This window comes from Streptomyces sp. MNU76, assembly GCF_020982545.1.
Taxonomy (GTDB): Bacteria; Actinomycetota; Actinomycetes; order Streptomycetales; family Streptomycetaceae; genus Streptomyces.
This window is the reverse complement of record NZ_JAJKLK010000008.1, coordinates 328,230-346,977: the sequence shown is the minus strand read 5'-3', so window position 1 is coordinate 346,977 and position 18,748 is coordinate 328,230. Positions and strand designations below refer to the sequence as shown.

Annotated in this window: 15 protein-coding genes and 4 pseudogenes; 10 read left to right on the top strand and 9 right to left on the bottom strand. The window is 72.9% G+C overall.

Annotated elements, in window-relative coordinates; all coding sequences use genetic code 11:
• Positions 1–99 precede the first annotated feature (99 nt).
• A pseudogene (locus E4N62_RS21805) lies at positions 100–919 on the bottom strand (LLM class flavin-dependent oxidoreductase); the annotation flags it as partial.
• A 177-nt stretch (positions 920–1,096) separates the two neighbouring features.
• Here E4N62_RS21805 and E4N62_RS21800 point away from each other — a divergent pair.
• From E4N62_RS21800 to E4N62_RS21780, 5 genes and pseudogenes are all read left to right on the top strand, one after another.
• A pseudogene (locus E4N62_RS21800) lies at positions 1,097–2,292 on the top strand (MFS transporter).
• 178 nt (positions 2,293–2,470) lie between these two features.
• Positions 2,471–2,662, top strand: a complete 192-nt coding sequence (gene tgmA / locus E4N62_RS21795; RefSeq protein ID WP_184898055.1) for a putative ATP-grasp-modified RiPP — start codon at positions 2,471–2,473, stop codon at positions 2,660–2,662.
• Positions 2,663–2,678: 16 nt separating this feature from the next.
• Positions 2,679–3,662, top strand: coding sequence for an ATP-grasp ribosomal peptide maturase (gene tgmB / locus E4N62_RS21790; RefSeq protein WP_230216860.1), 984 nt, complete (start codon positions 2,679–2,681; stop codon positions 3,660–3,662).
• 370 nt (positions 3,663–4,032) lie between these two features.
• Positions 4,033–4,864, top strand: a pseudogene (locus E4N62_RS21785) (maleylpyruvate isomerase family mycothiol-dependent enzyme).
• Positions 4,865–4,927: 63 nt separating this feature from the next.
• Complete coding sequence (locus E4N62_RS21780; protein ID WP_230216858.1) at positions 4,928–5,251, top strand: DUF6332 family protein; 324 nt, start codon at positions 4,928–4,930, stop codon at positions 5,249–5,251.
• 69 nt (positions 5,252–5,320) lie between these two features.
• Here E4N62_RS21780 and E4N62_RS21775 read toward each other — a convergent pair whose 3' ends face one another.
• Positions 5,321–6,031 carry a TetR/AcrR family transcriptional regulator gene (locus tag E4N62_RS21775; RefSeq protein WP_230216855.1) on the bottom strand — a complete coding sequence of 237 codons (711 nt, stop codon included), beginning with the start codon at positions 6,029–6,031 and terminating at the stop codon, positions 5,321–5,323.
• Positions 6,032–6,188: 157 nt separating this feature from the next.
• Here E4N62_RS21775 and E4N62_RS21770 point away from each other — a divergent pair, with 157 nt between their 5' ends.
• Positions 6,189–6,641 (top strand): nitroreductase family deazaflavin-dependent oxidoreductase, encoded by a 453-nt coding sequence (locus tag E4N62_RS21770; protein WP_230216853.1) that lies wholly within the window; start codon positions 6,189–6,191, stop codon positions 6,639–6,641.
• Between the two features lie 41 nt (positions 6,642–6,682).
• Here the strand turns inward: E4N62_RS21770 and E4N62_RS21765 are convergent, their stop codons facing one another.
• Positions 6,683–7,888, bottom strand: coding sequence for a geranylgeranyl reductase family protein (locus E4N62_RS21765; RefSeq protein WP_230216851.1), 1,206 nt, complete (start codon positions 7,886–7,888; stop codon positions 6,683–6,685).
• Between the two features lie 182 nt (positions 7,889–8,070).
• On the opposite strand from E4N62_RS21765, the gene E4N62_RS21760 reads away from it, so the two are divergent.
• Positions 8,071–9,426 (top strand): dipeptidase, encoded by a 1,356-nt coding sequence (locus tag E4N62_RS21760; RefSeq protein ID WP_230216849.1) that lies wholly within the window; start codon positions 8,071–8,073, stop codon positions 9,424–9,426.
• A 112-nt stretch (positions 9,427–9,538) separates the two neighbouring features.
• Here the strand turns inward: E4N62_RS21760 and E4N62_RS21755 are convergent, their stop codons facing one another.
• The 3 genes from E4N62_RS21755 to E4N62_RS21745 all read right to left on the bottom strand — a co-directional run bounded on the left by E4N62_RS21755 (position 9,539) and on the right by E4N62_RS21745 (position 12,007).
• Complete coding sequence (locus E4N62_RS21755) at positions 9,539–10,573, bottom strand: NUDIX hydrolase (RefSeq protein ID WP_230216847.1); 1,035 nt, start codon at positions 10,571–10,573, stop codon at positions 9,539–9,541.
• Between the two features lie 168 nt (positions 10,574–10,741).
• Positions 10,742–10,984, bottom strand: coding sequence for a hypothetical protein (locus tag E4N62_RS21750; protein ID WP_230216845.1), 243 nt, complete (start codon positions 10,982–10,984; stop codon positions 10,742–10,744).
• 66 nt (positions 10,985–11,050) lie between these two features.
• Positions 11,051–12,007: an ROK family protein gene (locus E4N62_RS21745; RefSeq protein WP_230216843.1), complete on the bottom strand. Its 957-nt coding sequence runs from the start codon at positions 12,005–12,007 to the stop codon at positions 11,051–11,053.
• A gap of 301 nt (positions 12,008–12,308) precedes the next feature.
• Between E4N62_RS21745 and E4N62_RS21740 the strand changes: the two genes are divergently transcribed.
• Together E4N62_RS21740 and E4N62_RS21735 are read left to right on the top strand one after the other, a co-directional pair.
• Positions 12,309–13,358: a LacI family DNA-binding transcriptional regulator gene (locus tag E4N62_RS21740; RefSeq protein WP_230216841.1), complete on the top strand. Its 1,050-nt coding sequence runs from the start codon at positions 12,309–12,311 to the stop codon at positions 13,356–13,358.
• A 3-nt stretch (positions 13,359–13,361) separates the two neighbouring features.
• On the top strand, positions 13,362–14,141 hold the full coding sequence (locus tag E4N62_RS21735) for a hypothetical protein (protein ID WP_230216839.1): 780 nt from the start codon (positions 13,362–13,364) through the stop codon (positions 14,139–14,141).
• Between the two features lie 15 nt (positions 14,142–14,156).
• Here the strand turns inward: E4N62_RS21735 and E4N62_RS48805 are convergent, their stop codons facing one another.
• The 3 genes and pseudogenes from E4N62_RS48805 to E4N62_RS21720 form a co-directional block, all read right to left on the bottom strand.
• The gene (locus E4N62_RS48805) at positions 14,157–14,819 is read right to left on the bottom strand and encodes a hypothetical protein (protein WP_230217094.1); all 663 of its coding nucleotides are present in this window, start codon (positions 14,817–14,819) and stop codon (positions 14,157–14,159) included.
• 418 nt (positions 14,820–15,237) lie between these two features.
• Positions 15,238–15,906: pseudogene (locus tag E4N62_RS48800) on the bottom strand (serine/threonine-protein kinase); the annotation flags it as partial.
• Between the two features lie 434 nt (positions 15,907–16,340).
• A complete protein-coding gene (locus E4N62_RS21720) occupies positions 16,341–17,645 on the bottom strand; it encodes an aldolase/citrate lyase family protein (RefSeq protein ID WP_230216837.1) in 1,305 nt (434 codons plus the stop codon).
• A 192-nt stretch (positions 17,646–17,837) separates the two neighbouring features.
• On the opposite strand from E4N62_RS21720, the gene E4N62_RS21715 reads away from it, so the two are divergent.
• The gene (locus E4N62_RS21715; RefSeq protein ID WP_230216835.1) at positions 17,838–18,743 is read left to right on the top strand and encodes an endonuclease/exonuclease/phosphatase family protein; all 906 of its coding nucleotides are present in this window, start codon (positions 17,838–17,840) and stop codon (positions 18,741–18,743) included.
• The last annotated feature ends 5 nt before the right edge of the window (positions 18,744–18,748 follow it).

Genomic DNA, 18,748 nt, shown 5'->3' with positions numbered 1-18,748 from the left:
GCCGTCGGGCGTGGCTCGGTGAGTGAGGGGTTCACGCAGGCCGAGGTGTTCGGGCAGCGTCGTCCCCGTGTACGCGGTGCGGTAGACGCCGCGTTTGGTGGCGTAGCGGTTGGCGGGCCGTTCCAGGCCCAGGTGGGTGCGCAGGGAGACACCGGGCAGCGGTCGGACCGCGTGCCGCCGTTCGAACAGGTGCGGGAGCACGAGCCGGGAGAGTTCGGGCAGGTCCTCGTCCAGTACGAGCGGGTGCAGCCGTACGCCGTCGACGACCCCCCGCAGCCGGTCCAGCAGTGCGGCCAGTCCGGCGGCGGAGCCGATGTGGCGCAGGCGGCCCCGGTCGGTCCAGGGCGCGTGCTGTTCGAGGTCGGTGACGCGCTCCTCGGCCGTGGCGTGAGCGGTGTCCAGGGCGACCTCGATCTCGGCGAAGGTCCGGGGGGTCCCGGCAGCGGCGGCGGCCGTGGCGACGGCGGCGAGGTCGCGGCCCGTGACGAGGGCGACGTCGAGTTGCTCGGCGGGCACCGGGCCGGGGTGGCCGATCACGACGACCTGGCCCTGCGGGGGTCGCGGCACGATCGCGGGTCCCTTGACCGAGAAGGTGCCGCCGGCGGAGTCGACGTAGTGGAGGCGGTCGCGGTCGAGGTAGCGGCTGGCGGCCACGGACCGGATGACCGCGTCGTCCTCCCAGCAGTCCCAGAGCGCCCGCACCACCTCGATGCCGTCGCGTGTCCCCCGGGCCAGGGCGGCGGCCCCGTCGACGAGGGGACGGCCCCAGGCGCGTGCCGCCTCCGGCCGCCGCTCCTCGCTCACGACCCATCCGGCGCGTCCGACGGAGACGTGGTCGAGGGACGCCAACTGGCTGGAAACATGGAACGGTTCGGCGTACGTGAGGGGGGACGACGGGCGCGACGCCTACGACGGCGGTACCAGTTCAGGGCGCCGCCACCTTGTCCACGGGGAACCGCTTCCGGGCGCCGCCCCCCTGCCCACGCCCCACCGACTCAGGGCGCCGCCCCGCCCCGCGGACCACCTTGCCCCGCCCTCGGCCCCCACTTAGCCTGGTTTTGTGCCGCGAATAAACAAAACCCGATCGCACAACGCCGTGCCGGGCCACCACGCCGGACCCTCACACCTGCGAACCCTCCGTATCGCCATCACCGCCTTCTTCGCCCTCGACGGCTTCGTCTTCGCCGGCTGGGTGGTCAGAATCCCCGCGATCAAGGAGCAGACCGGCGCCTCGCCCGGCGCCCTGGGGCTCGCCCTCCTGGGCGTGTCCGCCGGAGCGGTGATCACGATGATGCTCACCGGCCGCCTCTGCCGCCGCTTCGGCAGCCACCCGGTGACGGTCGCCTGCGCCGTACTGCTGTCCCTCAGCGTGGCCCTGCCCCCACTCACCCACTCGGCGGTCGCCCTGGGCACGGTGCTCCTGGTGTTCGGCGCGGCCTTCGGCGGGATCAACGTCGCCTTCAACAGCGCCGCCGTCGACCTGGTGGCCGCGCTGGGGCGGCCCGTCATGCCCGGTTTCCACGCCGCGTTCAGCCTCGGCGGCATGGTCGGGGCCGGGCTCGGCAGCCTCGTCGCGGGCTCGCTCTCCCCCACCCGCCATCTGCTCGGCATCACCGTGATCGGCCTCCTGGTGACCGCCGTCGCCGCGCCCGCCCTGCTGCGCCACGAACCCCCGCACCCCTCGAACACACTCCCGGCCTGCCCGCCCGGGAGACCGGCCCGCGGGTCCCCGGCCGCCTGGACGGCCGTACGCGCGCGCTGGTGGTCGTCCTCGGCCTGGTCGCCGGCTGCACGGCCTACGGCGAGGGGGCGCTGGCCGACTGGGGCGCCCTGCACCTGGAGGCGGACCTGGACGCCTCACCCGGTGTCGCGGCGATCGGTTACTCGTGTTTCGCGCTCGCCATGACCGTCGGCCGACTCACCGGAACCACCCTGCTCGAACGGCTGGGCAGGACCACCGTGCTCGTGGCCGGCGGGGCCACCGCGACGGCCGGCATGCTGCTCGGCTCCCTCGCCCCGTCGGTCTGGGCGACCCTCCTCGGCTTCGCGGTCACCGGTCTCGGCCTCGCCAACATCTTCCCGGTGGCCATCGAACGGGCCGGCGCGCTGGCCGGTCCGGGCGGTGTCGCGACCGCCTCCACGCTCGGCTACCTCGGCATGCTCCTCGGCCCGCCCGCGATCGGTTTCATGGCCGAGTGGTTCTCGCTGCCCACCGCACTCACCAGCGTCGCTGTACTCGCCGCGTTCGCCTCCGTCATCGCCTTCGCCACGCGCCACTCGGCCGCGAATTGACCACTCACCGTTGCCTCTTGACCCCTCGCGGTGCATGAAGTCAGCCCTCCGAGAGGATGAGGCAACCATTCAGTCGTTCGATTCGTATAACTCCCTGGAGACACTGCGACCCGGCCGAACAGAGGGAGGCCGGAGCGTCACCATCCGCTTTCCGGATGGTCCCGAACAAGGAGAAACGATGCGACTGTTCGTGCTCAACTACGCTCGCTCCACTGAGCAGTTGGAGTTCAGCGCTCCGTACACCTACGACTCCGGGCTGCAGTTGAACGTGCTCGCCGATGGGCGGATAGCCGCTCACGACCAGGGTCTTATGCGGGAATTGGGGGCGACGACGTCCACCGCGGGTTCGAAGACCCATTTCGACGACTGAACGCGGACCGGCGACGATGACGGTGCTGATCCTCACCAGCGAACAGGATGTGACGGCGGACCTGGTGGTGGCACAACTGAACAGGACCGGCGTCCCGGTGGTCCGGCTCGACCCCGCCGACCTCCCGGGCGGGGTGGCCCTCTCCGGCGAGTATGTGCACGGCGCCTTCCGCGGACATCTGTCCGCCGGCGGACGCCTGGTGAGCATGAGCGGGCTGCGCTCCATCTGGCTGCGCAGGCCGGGCGTCCCGGCCAGCCGGGTCGGCGAGCCGTCCGCCTGGCTGACCGAGGAGTCCTCGCAGGCCCTGTACGGCATGCTGCGCGGCACGGGGGTCCGCTGGATGAACGACCCGGACGCGGCCCGGCGGGCCCGCCACAAGCCGTGGCAGCTGCGGCACGCCCAGCGCTGCGGCCTCCCCGTCCCGGCCACGCTCATCACCACGTTCCCGCAGGCCGCCCGCGACTTCGCCGAACGCTTCCCGGACCTGGTGGTCAAGCCGGTCTCCGGCACCCACCCGCAGGAGCCGGCCCGCACGGTCCCCACGAGTCGGGTCGCGCCCGGCACCGACTTCACCGCCGTGGCGTTCGGACCGACACTGCTGCAGCGCCGGATCGCCAAGGCGGCGGACATCAGGCTCACCGTCGTCGGCGACCGCATGCTGGCCGCCCGCAAGGCGGTCGCCCCGGACGCGCATCCCGACGAGGTCGACGTCCGCTTCGCGGCCTCCACCGCGCCCTGGCGGCCGGTGGAGGTCCCGGCGCGCACCGCCGCCGCCGCGCGCGCCTATCTGCGGGACGCCGAACTCGCCTACGGTGCCTTCGACTTCGCTGAGGACGCGGACGGGATCTGGTGGTTCCTGGAGTGCAATCAGTCCGGCCAGTTCGGGTTCGTGGAGATGGACACCGGCCAGCCGATCGCCCACAGCGTCGCCGAGTGGCTGGCCGAGGAGGACCCGGGGGCGAGGACACGCCACCAGGGGCGCATCCGCGCGACTCCTTGACCCCACCGGCGACTCAGACGCGCCCCGAGCGCCGGCCCGACCGGGGCTTGCGCTCAGCCCGGTGACGGCCACGCGGGGCCAGGCATGCGCGTCGGCCCGGGCGTGCCATCGGCCGGGCATCGCCTCGGCCCTGTCAGGCACGCAGGCGTGAGCTTTGCGTCGCCCCGGGCCACACACGTCGGCTCGGCAACTGCGTCGCCCCTGGCAGGCACGCAGGCTTGGGCATCGCGTCAGCCAAGGCACACACGTCGGCTCGGCATGTGCGTCGGCCCGGAACAAGCGCTTCGGCCCCGGCGGGCACGTCGGCCCGAGCACGTACATCGGCCCGGAACAGGCGCTGCGCGCGCGGTTCGTCCGCCAGACTCCTCCCATGGAGACCGCTGAGCACATCAGAGCCCTGGACGAGGAAGGCCGACTGCTCGCCACGGCCGCCCGCAAGGCCGGTACGGACGCCGAGGTCCCGACCTGTCCGTCGTGGCGGGTACGGGACCTGGTACGCCACACGGGAGCCGTGCACCGCTGGGCCACGGCCTTCGTCGCCGAGGGACAACCCACGCCCCGCCCCCTCCCCGACGGGCCGGGAGAACTGGACGGTGACGCACTGCTGACCTGGTTCGAGGACGGCCACCGACGTCTCCTCGACACCCTGCGCGCCGCCCCGCCGACCTCGACTGCTGGAGCTTTCTGCCCGCCCCTCCCCCTGGCCTTCTGGCACGCCGCCAGGCCCACGAGACGGCCGTGCACCGCGCCGACGCGGAGTCCGCCCTCGGCGCCCACCTCACCGAGGCCGTCCTGGACCCCGCCCCGAACCCCACCGCGCCCCCTCCGGGAACCCGCCGCCGTCCCCGCGGCGACCGTCGCCGACCCTCACCTCCGACTTCGCCGTCGACTTCGCGGTCGACGGCATCGACGAACTGCTGCTCTGCTTCCACGCCCGCCCCAAGAGCCGGGTGCGCACCGAAACACCACGTGTCCTACGGGTGCGCGCGACCGACACGGACGCCGCCTGGACCGTACGGCTGTCGTCCGAACCACCGGCGGCGGAACGCGTGGACGTCTCACACGCCCCGGACGCCGACTGCGCGATCACGGGCCCGGCGTCCCGGCTCTACCTGGCTCTGTGGAACCGGCTCCCCCTCCCCTCCGTCACCGGCGACCCCGCACTCGCCGAGCTGTGGCGGGAGACCTCGGGCATCGTCTGAAACCGAACCGGCGGCCGCGCCGACCTTCTTGTCCGGTACGCCCGCCGCCCCCACACTCGGTCCATGGGGAGACGGACGCAGGCCGAGCGGGACGCGATGACGACGGAGATCGGCTTCGCCCTCTTCGCGGGGGCGGTGATGGCGGGCGCGGCCTATTTCGGGGTGACCGAGTTCCTGCCGGACGTCGTCGGCTCCCTGCGCGGCCGGGAGGACCTGCTCCGTCACCTCTCGGCCGCCGCCACCGTCGTGGTTTTCGTCGCGGTCGTCACGATCGTGCTGACCCGCTTCAGGCACGCCCTCCGGACGGACCGGCGGGCTCCCGCACCGCCCGACGGACCGGGCGAGGCGCGGCCCAGCCGACCCGGCCGCACCAACCCGAACTCGTAGTCCCCGTAAGCCAGGACGACGATCCGGGCGCGGTCACGGGCGCCCAGTCGCCGCCCGCCCAATCGGTGATCACGTCTGCTCCGGGCGGAGCACACCGGCCAGCCCCACATGGCGGGCGAGCCCGCGCGCCGCGTGCCGGAAGAACACCTCGCGGTCCTCGACCACCTTGTTGAACTGCCCGAACACCTCGAAGTTGACCAGCCCGAACAACTGGGCCCACGCCCCGACCAGCACCGCGAGCGCCTCCGGCGGCAGATCGGGAGCGAAGTCCTCGGCCATCCGCACCGCCTCGGGCCGCAGCTCGGCGGGCAGCTCCCGCAACGCCATCGCGTCGGCCAGATGGGCGTCCCGCAGGATCCGGATGAGCACCTGCCCCGTCCGGGAGGCGGCCGGCACCGTCGTCTCGGGCGCGCTGTACCCGGGCACCGGCGAGCCGTAGATCAACGCGTACTCGTGCGGCCGCGCCAGCGCCCACACCCGCACCCCCTCGCACACGGCGACCCACTGCCCGGCCGGGCTCTCCCCGGCGGCCTTCGCGTGCGCGGCCTCGGCGGCCTCGCCCAGGGACTCGTACGCGTCGATGATCAGCGCGGTGAGCAGCTCGTCACGGCTCGGGAAGTAGCGGTACAACGCGGAGGAGACCATGCCGAGTTCGCGTGCGACGGCCCGCAGCGACAGCTTGGCGGCACCCTCCGCCGCGAGCTGTCTGCGGGCCTCGTCCTTGATGGCGGCGGTTACCTCGATCCGGGCACGGGCGCGAACCCCTCGTGCGGTGCTCATGAAGAGGAGTGTGCCACAGATTCAGAGCACTGCACACAAACAAGAGCAGTGCTCTTGCTACGGAGCACCGATCTCGTGCACACTGCCCTCAAGTGAGAGCAGTGCTCTCCGGACGCATCGCCCGGAGACCCGCTCGCCCGCCCACGGGAGGAACCCCATGTCGTCGTCGCCCCACTACATCAAGGCCAACCGCGTCGACCGCGCGCTCAACGGCTTCATCGGCTGGCTCGCCCGCCACGGCGTCAGCCTCCTCGGCACGGCCGAACTCTCCGTGCGCGGCCGCAGGAGCGGCGAGTGGCGTCGGCTTCCGGTCAACCCGTTGCCGTACGAGGGCGGCCCCTACCTCGTCTCGGCACGCGGCCACTCGGAGTGGGTGCGCAACATGCGGGCGGCGGGCGGCGGACGGCTCCAGGTGGGCCGCCGGGTGCGGGAGTTCACGGCGGTCGAGCTGTCCGACGAGGAGAAGCCCGCCGTGCTGCGCTCCTACCTGAAGAAGTGGGGCTGGGAAGTGGGCCGGTTCTTCGGTGACGTCGACGCCGACTCCACCGACGCGGAACTGCTCGCCGCCGCGCCGAAGCACCCCGTCTTCCGGATCACCGTCCAGCGGTGACCGGCCGGGGTGCCGGTGGCGACACGGGCGACGGCCTGGTCCTACTTGTCGAACGCGGTCAGCGCGCGCTGGGCGATCGGGTGGCTGCGGACGATCTCCCCCAGGGAGGTCGACCCGCGCGTGATGTCGACGAACGCCCGCCACGCGGGCCGGAATCCGGTGAGGGCCGCGTGGAAGAGCCCCGGCCGCCGCTCGAAGGCGATCAGCAGCCGCTTGCCGACGCTCATCTCGACACCGAGCCCGGCCTTCACGGCGAACGCGTAGTTCAGGGCCTGGCGGCGGGTGTCCACCGCGTCGTGGGCCTCGGCGATCCGCACCGCCCACTCACCGGCCAGCCGCCCCGAGCGCAGCGCGAAGGAGATGCCCTCCCGGGTCCACGGCTCCAACAGCCCCGCCGCGTCCCCGCAGACCAGCACCCGGCCCCGCGACAGCGGCGAATCGTCGGCCCGGCAGCGCGTCAAGTGCCCGGAGGAGACGCTCGGTTCGAAGCCGGCGAGGCCGAGCCGCCCGATGAAGTCCTCCAGGTACCGCTTGGTGGCGGCGCCTTCACCGCGCGCGGAGATCACCCCGACGGTCAGGGTGTCGCCCTTGGGAAAGACCCACCCGTAACTGCCGGGCATCGGGCCCCAGTCGATGAGGACTCGCCCCTTCCAGTCCTCGGCGACCGTCTCCGGAACGGGGATCTCCGCCTCCAGGCCGAGGTCGACCTGGTCGAGCTTCACCCCGACATGTGCCCCTATGCGGCTGGCGCTTCCGTCCGCGCCGACGACGGCCCGCGCGAGCAGCGTCTCGCCGCCCTGGAGGACGACGGCGACGGTACGCCGGTCGGGCACCGCCGAGCCGTGCTGCTCGACACGGGTGACCGTGACGCCCGTCCGCAGCTCGGCGCCCGCCTTCTGGGCGTGCTCGACGAGCTGCTGGTCGAACTCGGGCCGGTTGATCAGCCCGAAGAGCATCTGTTTCGACTTGCGTGTGCGGGCGTAGCGGCCGTCGAGGGAGAAGGTGACCGCGTGCACCCGGTCCTTGAAGGGCAGTTCGAAGCCGGGCGGCAGCGCGTCGCGCGAGGGGCCGATGATGCCGCCGCCGCACGTCTTGTAGCGCGGCAGCTCCGCCTTCTCCAGCAACAGGACGCTGCGTCCCCCGACCGCCGCCGCGTAGGCGGCCGAAGCCCCTGCGGGGCCCGCGCCCACCACGACGACGTCCCACACCCGCTGCACGTCGTCCGCCGAAGAGTTCTCGCTGCTCACGATGGTCTACTGCTCCCGATCCAGCCGCCTGCCGCACCTGTCCCCCGCATCCTACGGCGGGTGACGCCCCAGGCCGCTGTGGGAGGATCGGCAGCGCATGCGCCCTACACCGACACACCGGGCAGGAGCGTGTGCGGCCCCGTACCCATAAGGACAACGTCGCACCCACCAGGAGCGTGCCCATGCCGTCGAACCCGGTCGCCGAGACCGTCGCCTCGCTGATTCCCCGGGCGAAGCAGGAGCTCGCCGAACTGGTGGCCTTCAAGTCGGTGGCGGACTTCGACCAGTTCCCGAGGAGCGAGAGCGAGGGCGCCGCGCGCTGGGTCGCCGACGCGCTGCGCGCCGAGGGCTTCCAGGACGTCGCCCTGCTGGACACCCCCGACGGCACCCAGTCCGTGTACGGCTGCCTCCCGGGACCCGAGGGCGCGAGGACGGTGCTCCTCTACGCCCACTACGACGTGCAGCCGCCGCTCGACGAGGCCGCCTGGGTGTCGCCGCCGTTCGAGCTGACCGAGCGCGACGGCCGCTGGTACGGGCGGGGCGCCGCCGACTGCAAGGGCGGTGTGATCATGCACCTGCTGGCACTGCGGGCCCTGAAGGCCGACGGCGGGGTGCCGGTCACGGTCAAGGTGATCGTCGAGGGCTCCGAGGAGATGGGCACCGGCGGCCTCCAGCAGTACGCCGAGGCGCACCCCGAACTGCTCGCCGCCGACACCGTCGTGATCGGGGACGCGGGCAACTTCCGGGTGGGCCTGCCGACGGTCACCACCTCCCTGCGCGGCATGATCCTCATGCGGGTGCGCGTCGACGCCCTCGAAGGCAACCTGCACTCTGGGCAGTTCGGCGGCGCCGCCCCCGACGCGCTGGCCGCGCTGATCCGCGTCCTGGACTCCCTGCGCGCCGAGGACGGCACGACGACCGTCGACGGACTCGCGGGCGACGGGACGTGGGACGGCCTGCAGTACACCGACGCGCAGTTCCGCGAGGACGCCAAGGTGCTCGACGGTGTGGAGCTGGTCGGTACCGACACCGTCGCCGACCGGATCTGGGCCCGCCCCGCCGCCACCGTGCTGGGCATCGACGCCCCGCCCGTGGTCGGCGCGACCCCGTCGATCCAGGCGAGCGCCCGCGCCCTGATCGGGCTGCGCGTCCCGCCGGGCGTGGACGTCCAGCGGGCGATCAAGCTGCTCGAAGCGCATCTGGTGGCCCACACCCCGTGGAGCGCCCGGGTCGCTTGCGAACTCATCGGCCACGGCCAGGCGTTCCGCGCCGACACCGCCAGCCCGGCGTACGAGGCGATGGCGGCGGCGATGGCCGTCGCCCACCCGGGTCAGGAGATGCAGTACGCCGGGCACGGCGGTTCCATCCCCCTCTGCAACGCCCTCGCCGCCCTCTACCCCGACGCCGAGATCCTCCTCATCGGCCTCAGCGAACCGGAGGCCCGGATCCACGCGGTCAACGAGAGCGTGTCCCCTGAGGAGTTGGAGCGCATGTCGGTGACGGAGGCCCTGTTCCTGCGGAACTACGCAGCCAACTGAGCGAGCCCGCGCCCCGAAAGGGGCGCGGGGAACTGCGCGAGCAACCACGATCCACCCGCACCCGCCCGACCACCGACACCCGACCCGAAACGGCGGCGGCGCGAACAGCCCCCTACACCGGAACCCCTGCCTCCAGGTACAGCGCAGCGCCCCGCTCCCGAGCCCGCAACGCCCACCGCAGCCGCTCGTAGCGCACCGGCGGCAGCAGATCCGCGGCCTGTTCCTCCGTGACGAACCGCCAGTCACGCAGCTCGGTCCCCGGCAGCACGGGCCGCTGCGGCCCACTGACGTCCAGCCGCCCGCCGTCGAACAGCAGCCGCAGCCCTCCGTACCTCGGTGCCACCGGCGCCTCCCAGTCGACGACCAGCAGCCGGGGCACCTCGTCGAGCCGTATCCCGGTCTCCTCCAGCACCTCCCGCACCCCCGCCCTGGCCGGTGCCTCCCCCGCCTCCACCACCTCCGGGAACTCCCACCCGGGCTTGTAGGTCGGATCGACGAGCAGCACCCGGTCCTGCTCGTCGAACAACAGAACCCCCGCGGCGACCGTCTCGGCGGTCGGCTCGGGGGTCTGCACGATGTCGCACACGGGTACGCCGTCGGTGGCCACGGCGTCGGCGATGCGCCGCGCGGTCTCGTACGGGGTGAGGGTACCGGTGTCGACGAGATGGGCGTCCGAGGTGAGCCAGCCGCTCAGCGCGGCGCGGTACGGCGCGATGTGGTCGTACGCCCATTGACGCAGCCGCATCTCGCCGTCGGGGAGGTCGGGCGGGATCTCCCGCCCGGCTATTCGCTCCCGCAGTATCGTTTCGGCCGGGGCCAGGAGCAGATGCCGTACGGGGATGCGGCGAGAGGCGAGGCCGCCGAAGATCTCGTCGCGGTACTCCTGGCGGAGCAGGGTCATGGGGACCACGAGGGTGCCGCCCAGCTCGGCGAGCAGTGCGGCGGCGGTCTCGACCACCAGCCGGCGCCAGCTCGGCAGGTCCTGGAAGTCGCCGACCTCGGCGAGGCGTTTGGCCGGCAGCATGTGCGTCAGGGCGCCGCCGATGACCTCGGGGTCGAAGAGCGTGCTGTTCGGGATCAGTTCGATCAGTTCCCGTGCGGTGGTGGTCTTCCCCGCACCGAACGCACCGTTGATCCAGACGATCACGGTTCCCCCTCTTCTGTTGACCCCCTGAGGCTTGCCCTCCACTCCGCCACGGAAACCAGCCGCTGATGAGGAGCCGGAATACGACGACGGCGGGCCCCGCCGAAGCGGGCCCGCCGTGCGCGGTGCGTGGGGAGGCGGACGGAGGATCCGCCTCCCGCCACCAGGACGTCAGCCCTGCTTGCCGTCCTTGCCCTCCTGGCCCAGGCCTCCCAGGGCGTCGTCGTCGACCGCCAGGCTGTCGCTGGAGACCGTCTTGCCGACCTCGCCGAGCGTGTCCTCGACGTCCAGTTTGCTCAGTGCGTCGGTCTTGCCGAGCGTGTCGGCGGCTTCGAGACCGTGCGACGGCGTGACGGCCGCGACGACGAAACCGGTCGCGAGGGAGGCGATGGCGAGCATGCTGCGCTTCTTCATGCCCCGCTCAACTGCGGAAGCCCCCGAGGGGTCACGCCCCGTTTCCGCGTTTCGTTCTCGCCCCGATCACTCCGTCCCGGATCCCGGCCCGCTCCGTCGTCCGGTCAGCGCCGCCGCGGCCGCGCCGACCAGGCCGGCGTCGGTCCCCATCACGGCGGGCGCGATCGTCAGGCCCTGGACGAAGGAGAGGGTGGCGTAGTTCTTGAGAGCGGTGCGGAGAGGGGCGAAGAGGACGTCACCGGCGTTCGCGACGCCGCCGCCGATGACCGCGAGATCGATCTCGACGAGGGTGGCGGTGGCCGCGATCCCGGCGGCGAGGGCCTGCGCGGCCCGTTCGAACGAGGCCACGGCGACCGGGTCGCCGGCCCGCGCCGCGGCGGCGACCGCGGCGGCGGAGGTGTCATCGTCGGGCCCGGGCCGCCAGCCGTTCTCCAGGGCGCGCCGGGCGATGTTGGGCCCGCTGGCGATGCGCTCGACGCAGCCGCGGGCGCCGCACGGGCACACGTCACCGTCGAGGTCGACGCTGATGTGGCCGATGTGGCCGGCGTTCCCGGTGGGGCCCGTGTGCAGTTTCCCGCCGAGGACGAGGCCGCCGCCGACGCCCGTCGACACGACCATGCACAGCGCGTTGTCGTGGCCGCGCGCCGCGCCCTGCCAGTGCTCGGCCGCCGTGATGGCGGCGCCGTCGCCGATCAGTTCGACGGGCAGCCCGCCGGTGACGCCCCGGACCCGCTCGACGAGGGGGAAGCCGCGCCAGCCGTGGATGTTCACGGGGCTCACCGTTCCCGCGGAGGCGTCCACCGGTCCCGCGCTGCCGATCCCCACCACCGTCGCCCCGCTCCACCGCGGATCGGCCGCCAGGTCGCCGAACACCTCCTCGACGGCCCGCATCACGGTGTCGCCGTCCTCCCGCGAGGGAGTCGGGCGCTGCGCGCGCACCAGGATCCGGCCGTGGCCGTCCACCAGCGCCCCGGCGATCTTGGTGCCGCCTATGTCGAGCGCGGCCACGAGGTCGGTCTGCATCAGTGTCAGTTCTCCCGCTGCGAGTCTCCTACCGGGCGCCCGAATCCAGCGACACCCGGATCTCCGGCCGGAAAACCGGCAGCACGACGCTCGCCTGGTGGGGGGCGCCGGCCAGAGAATGCGATAGACAGTCTCCCCCGGCTGTGACAACGTTGTCCAGGCTCTATGCTCGACGGCACATCCACAACAGCCGCACTATTTCGACACGGCACCACCGATCGCACGCACCCCGCACCACCGGCCGCACCCGCAGCAGCACCCGCGACCGCCCCCGTGGACGACAGGACAGGACAAGCACCCCGTGCCCGAGACCGCAGCCGGCATCAGCCGCCGCCCCGAGAACCGCTACGGCAACCGTCCCACGATGAAGGACGTCGCGGCCCGGGCCGGGGTGGGTCTGAAGACGGTCTCCCGGGTGGTGAACGGCGAGCCGGGCGTCACCCCGGACACCGAGCGCAGGGTCCAGGAGGCCATCGAGGCGCTCGGCTTCCGGCGCAACGACAGCGCCCGGGTGCTGCGCAAGGGCCGCACGGCCAGCATCGGCCTGGTTCTGGAGGATCTCGCCGACCCGTTCTACGGCCCGCTCAGCCGGGCGGTGGAGGAGGTGTCCCGCGCCCACGGCTCGCTACTGATCAACGGGTCCAGCGCGGAGGACCCGGGCCGCGAGCAGGAGTTGGCGCTGGCGCTGTGCGCCCGCCGGGTGGACGGGCTCGTGATCATTCCGGCCGGTGACGACCACCGGTACCTGGAACCTGAGATCAGGGCGGGAGTCGCCACGGTGTTCGTGGACCGCCCGGCCGGGCGGATCGACGCCGACGTGGTGCTCTCGGACAGCTTCGGCGGGGCCCGTGACGGGGTCACCCATCTCATCGCCCACGGCCACCGCCGGATCGGCTTCATCGGCGACATGCCCCGCATCCACACCGCCGCCGAGCGGCTGCGCGGCTACCGGGCGGCCATGGAGGACGCCGGCATACCCGTCGAGGACGCGTGGATGTCGCTGGGCGTCACCGATCCCGAGCGGGTCCGCAGGGCGGCCGAGGACATGCTGTCGGGCCCCTCGCCCGTGACGGCGGTCTTCGCGGGCAACAACCGGGTGACGGTCACGGTCGTCCGGGTCCTCGCCGAGCACACCCGTCAGGTCGCCCTCGTGGGCTTCGACGACTTCGAGCTGGCCGATCTGCTCCGGCCGGGCATCACCGTCGTCGCCCAGGATCCCTCCCGGCTCGGCCGCACCGCCGCCGAACGCCTCTTCCAGCAGTTGGACGGCTCCCTCGTCGCCCCCGAGCGCATCGAGCTGCCGACCCGGCTGATCGCCCGCGGCTCGGGCGAACTCCCGCCCGCGGACTGACCCTTGGACGCCCCCGACCCTCGTACGCTCGAAGCGCTCGGCCTCGCCGTGGCGCCGCGCGAGGACCCGCTGAGCTATCCCGGCGCGCGGCCGGCCGAGTCCGCGCTCCTGGACGGCAACCGGATGCTGCCGCTGGACACGCTGGTCTTCGAGGACCGGCTGCCGGTGCTCTGCGTCGGCTCGAACGCCTGTCCGGCGCAGCTCGTCCACAAGATGGCGGAGCGCGGGGTCGCGTGCCGGATCCCCATGGTCAAGGCCCGGGTCACGGGCATCGGGATCGGGGTCTCCGCCCATGTGAGCCTGCTCGGCTACCTCTCGGCATCGCCGTTCCACTCCCCCGGCTCGACCGCCGACCTGTTCCTCACCTGGCTCGACGAGGCCCAGCTCGCCGTCGTCGACGCCAGCGAGGGCGTCGACTCGCCGACCGGCAATTTCCAGCGGGCCGCCCTGCCGACCGCCGACTTCCGGGTCGAGCTGGAGTCGGGCCAGGTCCTCGACCACGCCTGGATCTACGTCAACCGGTGGGGCGTGCTGCGCGACGGCGGCCCGGACCCCCGCCCCCATCCCGGCCGTCAGCGCCCGCTGCTCACCGAACTCCTCGCCGCCTCGGCCGAGTTGCGCGAGCTGTTCGGCACCACACCCGACGAGTTCGCCGCCCGGGCGCGCGGCAACCGGGAACTGTGCGTCCGGGGCAGGGAGTTGTTCGCCGAGCAGAGGTGGACGACGGTGTCGGGCCTGGAACAGTACGTACGGCCGCACCCGGGGGCCCGGGGGCGGCCGTGACGGCGGGTACCGGCCTCAGCAGACCGGGAGGCCGGGCACCGGGGCGTCGTTGTCGCCGCCCTGGATGTAGACGTCGCTGACCCAGACATCGGTGTTGCCGCTGTCGTCGTCGGTCTTGGCCCACCAGACGTTGGTCCACTCGCCGGAGGTCTCGCGGCGGCCCAGGTTCGACTGGCAGTAGAAGTAGTTGGTGCCCTGCCTGAGGATGCCGACCTCGGTTCCGGCGGCCGTGTAGGACTTGGCGGTGGTCCAGACGGTGCAGTTGTACTTGCCGCCGCCGATGGAGTGGCAGACCGGTTCCTCGGTGGTCCCGCCGCCGGTGGTGCCCCCGGTCGTGCCGCCGCCGGTGGTGCCGCCCGAGGTGTCGGAGCCTCCCGTGCCACCGCCCGTGGTGCCGCCGCTCGCGTTCTTCGTCGGCGACGCGGACGCCTCCGGCGCCTTGCCGTCGTCCGTCTCGGCGTCGTCGTTCTTCTCGTCCGGGCTCGCGGACTCCTTGGCGTCCTTCTCCTTCGCGGCCGAGTCGTCGGTGAGGTCGACCGTGGCCCGGCTGCGGCCCGGGGAAGGGGTGCCGCTGCTCGTCGCGTCGACGGACGTCCGGGCGCCTGTCTCCTTGCCGTCGTCCCCGTTCAGCAGGGTGACCGTGACGCCCGTGGCCGCGAGCACCACGGTGACGGCCACGGCGGCGAGCAGGGCGCGGCCCTTGCGCGGACGGCCTCCGGTCGAGGAGACGGTGGTGACGGGGCCCGAGGGGGCGCGGGCGGGCCCACGGCGGGCTCCCGACGGCCGGGGATGCCCCGGTGCCGGGCCCGGCGAGCGGCTGGGGAGGTCCGAAGCCGGGGGTCGGCGCGGGCGCGCCGAATCCCGCGCCCGTCCCGGCCGCCGGGGTCTCCGCCGTCGGCGGCCCGAACCCGGGCGGCACCGAGGGGACACTGTGCTGGGTCTCCGCTCTCGGCTGCGGCGCGGGCCCGGTGGCCCCGGTCGTCGAGGGGTCGAGCGGGCCGCCGGAGGCCACCGCCTCCAGCAGTGCGCGGGCCGCGTCGGCGTCCGGGCGGAACTCCGGCCGCTTGTCCATGAGTTGCCGCAGCACCGGCCCGAGCGGCCCGGCCCGCCGGGGTTCGGGCAGCGCGTCGCTCACGATCGCGGTGAGCGTCGACCAGGTGGACGTACGCCGGAACGGGGAGGAGCCCTCCACGGCCGCGTACAGGGTGGCGCCGAGCGCCCAGACGTCGGAGGCGGGGCCGGGGTCGTTGCCCTGGGCGCGTTCGGGGGCCAGATAGTCGAGGGAGCCGACGAGTTCGCCGCTGCGGGTGAGGTGGGTGGCGGAGCCGTCGCCCGGGTTCTCCATGGTGGCGATGCCGAAGTCGGTGAGGACGACGCGGCCCGAGCGGTCCAGGAGGATGTTGCCGGGTTTGACGTCGCGGTGCAGCACGCCGACCCGGTGGGCGGCGGCGAGGGCGTCCATGACCTTGGCGCCGATGGCGGCGGCCTCGCGTGGGTCGAGCAGGCCCCGGTCGTTCAGGACGTCGTCGAGTGACGGCCCGTCGACCAGTTCCATGACGATCAGCGGGCGGCCGTCGACCTCGGCCACGTCGTGCACGGCGACGACTCCGGGGTGCCGGACGCGGGCGGCGGCCCGGGCCTCGCGCTGCATCCGCAGCCCCAGGTCGGCCAGTTCGGGCGCGCCCGCGTCCGTGTAGGTGCGCAGCTCCTTGAGGGCGACCTCGCGGTGGAGCACCTCGTCCACGGCCCGCCAGACGACGCCCATGCCGCCGCGTCCGAGCTGCTCCACGACCCGGTACCGCCCGGCGAGGATCCGCCCGGCACCGTCCGTCTGTTCGTTCGCCCCCGAAGACACCCGCGCCTCGTTCCTGTGACACACCGATGAATGGCGTAAGCCTAAGCGGTGGTCGGGGGCGCTCCTGACCGTCGGCGGCGGCTGTCACAGGACCGCTACGCACCCCGCCGCCGACCCACCCGTCCGTACCGGCCCGTACCGGTTCCTAGTGCCGCAACAGGCAACGTTCGCCCCGTCGCGACGCCCGGCACGCTCCCCCAGTCTCGGCTGGCGCTCGACCGGGAGGTACCCCACCGCCGCACCGGGCACAAGCCCAAGTACGTCCGGTACGAGGGCGTGCGCCCGGCACGCCGAGAGCACGCACCGGACACCGCGGGCACCGCACAGGACTTTCGAAACACCCCCTAGTGGCCGGAGACGGTCAGGTCCGCCCCCCTCGGCGCGGCGAAGCCCTCAAGGTCGGGGCGGGTCAGGCCGGTCGCGCGGGAGACCTCGTCGAGGTCGAGGGCGCCGCAGTCCAGGCCGCGCAGCAGATAGCCGCTGAGCGCCTTGGCGGTCGCGGGCTCGTCCATCACGTCGCCGCCCGCGCGGTTGGCGTAGCGCGAGAGGCGGGCGGCGGCCTGCGCGTACCCCTCCCGGTAGAAGGCGATGACGGCCGCGTAGCGGGTCGGGATGTGGCCCGGGTGCATGTCCCAGCCCTGGTAGTAGGCGCGGGCCAGGGCGCGGCGGGTGAGGCCGTAGTGCAGTCGCCAGGCGTCGTGGACCTGCGCGGTCGGGCCGACGGGCAGGACGTTCGTCGAGCCGTCCGAGACGCGTACGCCGGTGCCGGCGGCCGCGACCTGCATGATCGCCTTGGCGTGGTCGGCGGCCGGGTGGTCGCTGGCCTGGTGGGCGGCGGAGACGCCGAGGCAGGCGCTGTAGTCGAAGGTGCCGTAGTGCAGCCCGGTGGCGCGGCCCTCGGCGGCTCCGATCATCCGGGCGACGGTGGCGGTGCCGTCGGCGGCGAGGATGGACTGGCTGGTCTCGATCTGGATCTCGAAGCCGATCCGGCCGGGTTCCAGGCCGCGTGCCTTCTCGAAGGCCTCCAGCAGCCGGACCATGGCGGTGACCTGCTCGGCGTACGTCACCTTGGGCAGGGTCAGGACCAGTCCGTCGGGCAGGCCGCCGGCCTCCAGCAGGCCCGTGAGGAAGATGTCGAGGGTGCGGATCCCCCGGTCGCGGACCGGCGCCTCCATGCACTTCATGCGGATGCCCATGTACGGGGCGGCCGTGCCGTCGGCGTACGCGCGGGCGATCAGCCGGGCGGCGCGGGCGGCGGCCTCGTCCTCCTCGGCGTCGGGGCGGGCCCCGTAGCCGTCCTCGAAGTCGACCCGGAGGTCCTCGATCGGTTCGCGCTCCAGCTTGGCGCGGACTCGGTCGTACACGGGTTCGGCGAGGTCGTCGCCGAGGCCGAGGACGGCGGCGAAGGACGCCGCGTCGGGGGCGTGCTCGTCGAGGGCGGCGAGGGCCCGGTCGCCCCAGGTGCGCGGGGTGTCGGCGGCGAAGACGTCGCCGGGGACGTAGACGGTGTGCACGGGCTGGCGGGTGCCGGGGTCGCCCGGGTAGCGGCGCTCCAGCTCCGCGTCGACGGGGGCGAGGGAGGCGCTGATCTCCTCGCTGACGGCGCCCGCGAGACTCGTCGCCACGTTCTCCTGTCGGCCCTGCCCCATTCCACAACCCTCCATTTTTCCGTACTACGGAATAGATAGTCCGCATGACGAAGCTAACTGTCGATCTTCGCCTCGGTCAACACCCTCTCGACGTGGGATTCCCCATGCTCTTCGCCTGGTCACCACCGATCCGGCCTCTTCATCCGTATCCATAGGCAAGCTTCATGGTGACTCGCAAGGGGAGGACATCGCGTGCCGAAAGAGGTCGGAGTGACGCGCCGCCAGGGACTCAGGTCCGCGGCGGCCGCCGCCATCGCCGTGCCACTGCTGACGACGGCGGGCTCGTCACAACCGGCGTCCGCCGGTGAGTACGCGGGGGCGCTGAACGTCATGACGTTCAACGTGCGCTTCGCGACCGTCGTCGACAGCACACCGCGCTGGGCCGTCCGCCGGCCGGTGATGCGGGAGCTGCTGCGTCGCGAGCGACCGCACGTCATCGGCACCCAGGAAGGGCTCTACCAGCAGCTGCGCATGATCGAGAAGGATCTCGGCGGGCCCTACGACTGGATCGGCACCGGCCGAGGGGGCGGCAGCAAGGACGAGTTCATGGCGATCTTCTACGACACCCGCAGACTCGACCCGATCGAGTTCGACCACTTCTGGCTGTCGGACACCCCGTACACGATCGCCTCCAACACCTGGGGCGCGGACTGGCTGCGCATGGTGACCTGGGTGAAATTCGCCGATCTCGCCGACGGAGGCCGGGAGTTCTACGTCCTGAACACCCATCTGGACAGCGTCAGCCAGTACGCCCGGGAGCGTTCGGCGGGGCTGATCGGCGAGACGATGGCCGGGTGGGACCGCTCGGCGCCTGTCGTCGTCACCGGCGATTTCAACGCCGCCGCCCACGACAACCGGGTCTACGACCTGATGCTGGGCAACGGTCTCGTGGACGCCTGGGACGCGGCCGCCTCACGCACCGAGGCGTACGGGACGTACCACGGCTACCGGGAGCCCAGGCCCGGGGGCAGACGCATCGACTGGATCCTCACCTCGCCCGGGGTGACGACGCACTGGGCGGCGATGAACACCTTCTCGAGGGGCGGGACGTACCCGAGCGACCATCTGCCCGTGCAGGCCTCGCTGACCCTGGGATGAGCCGA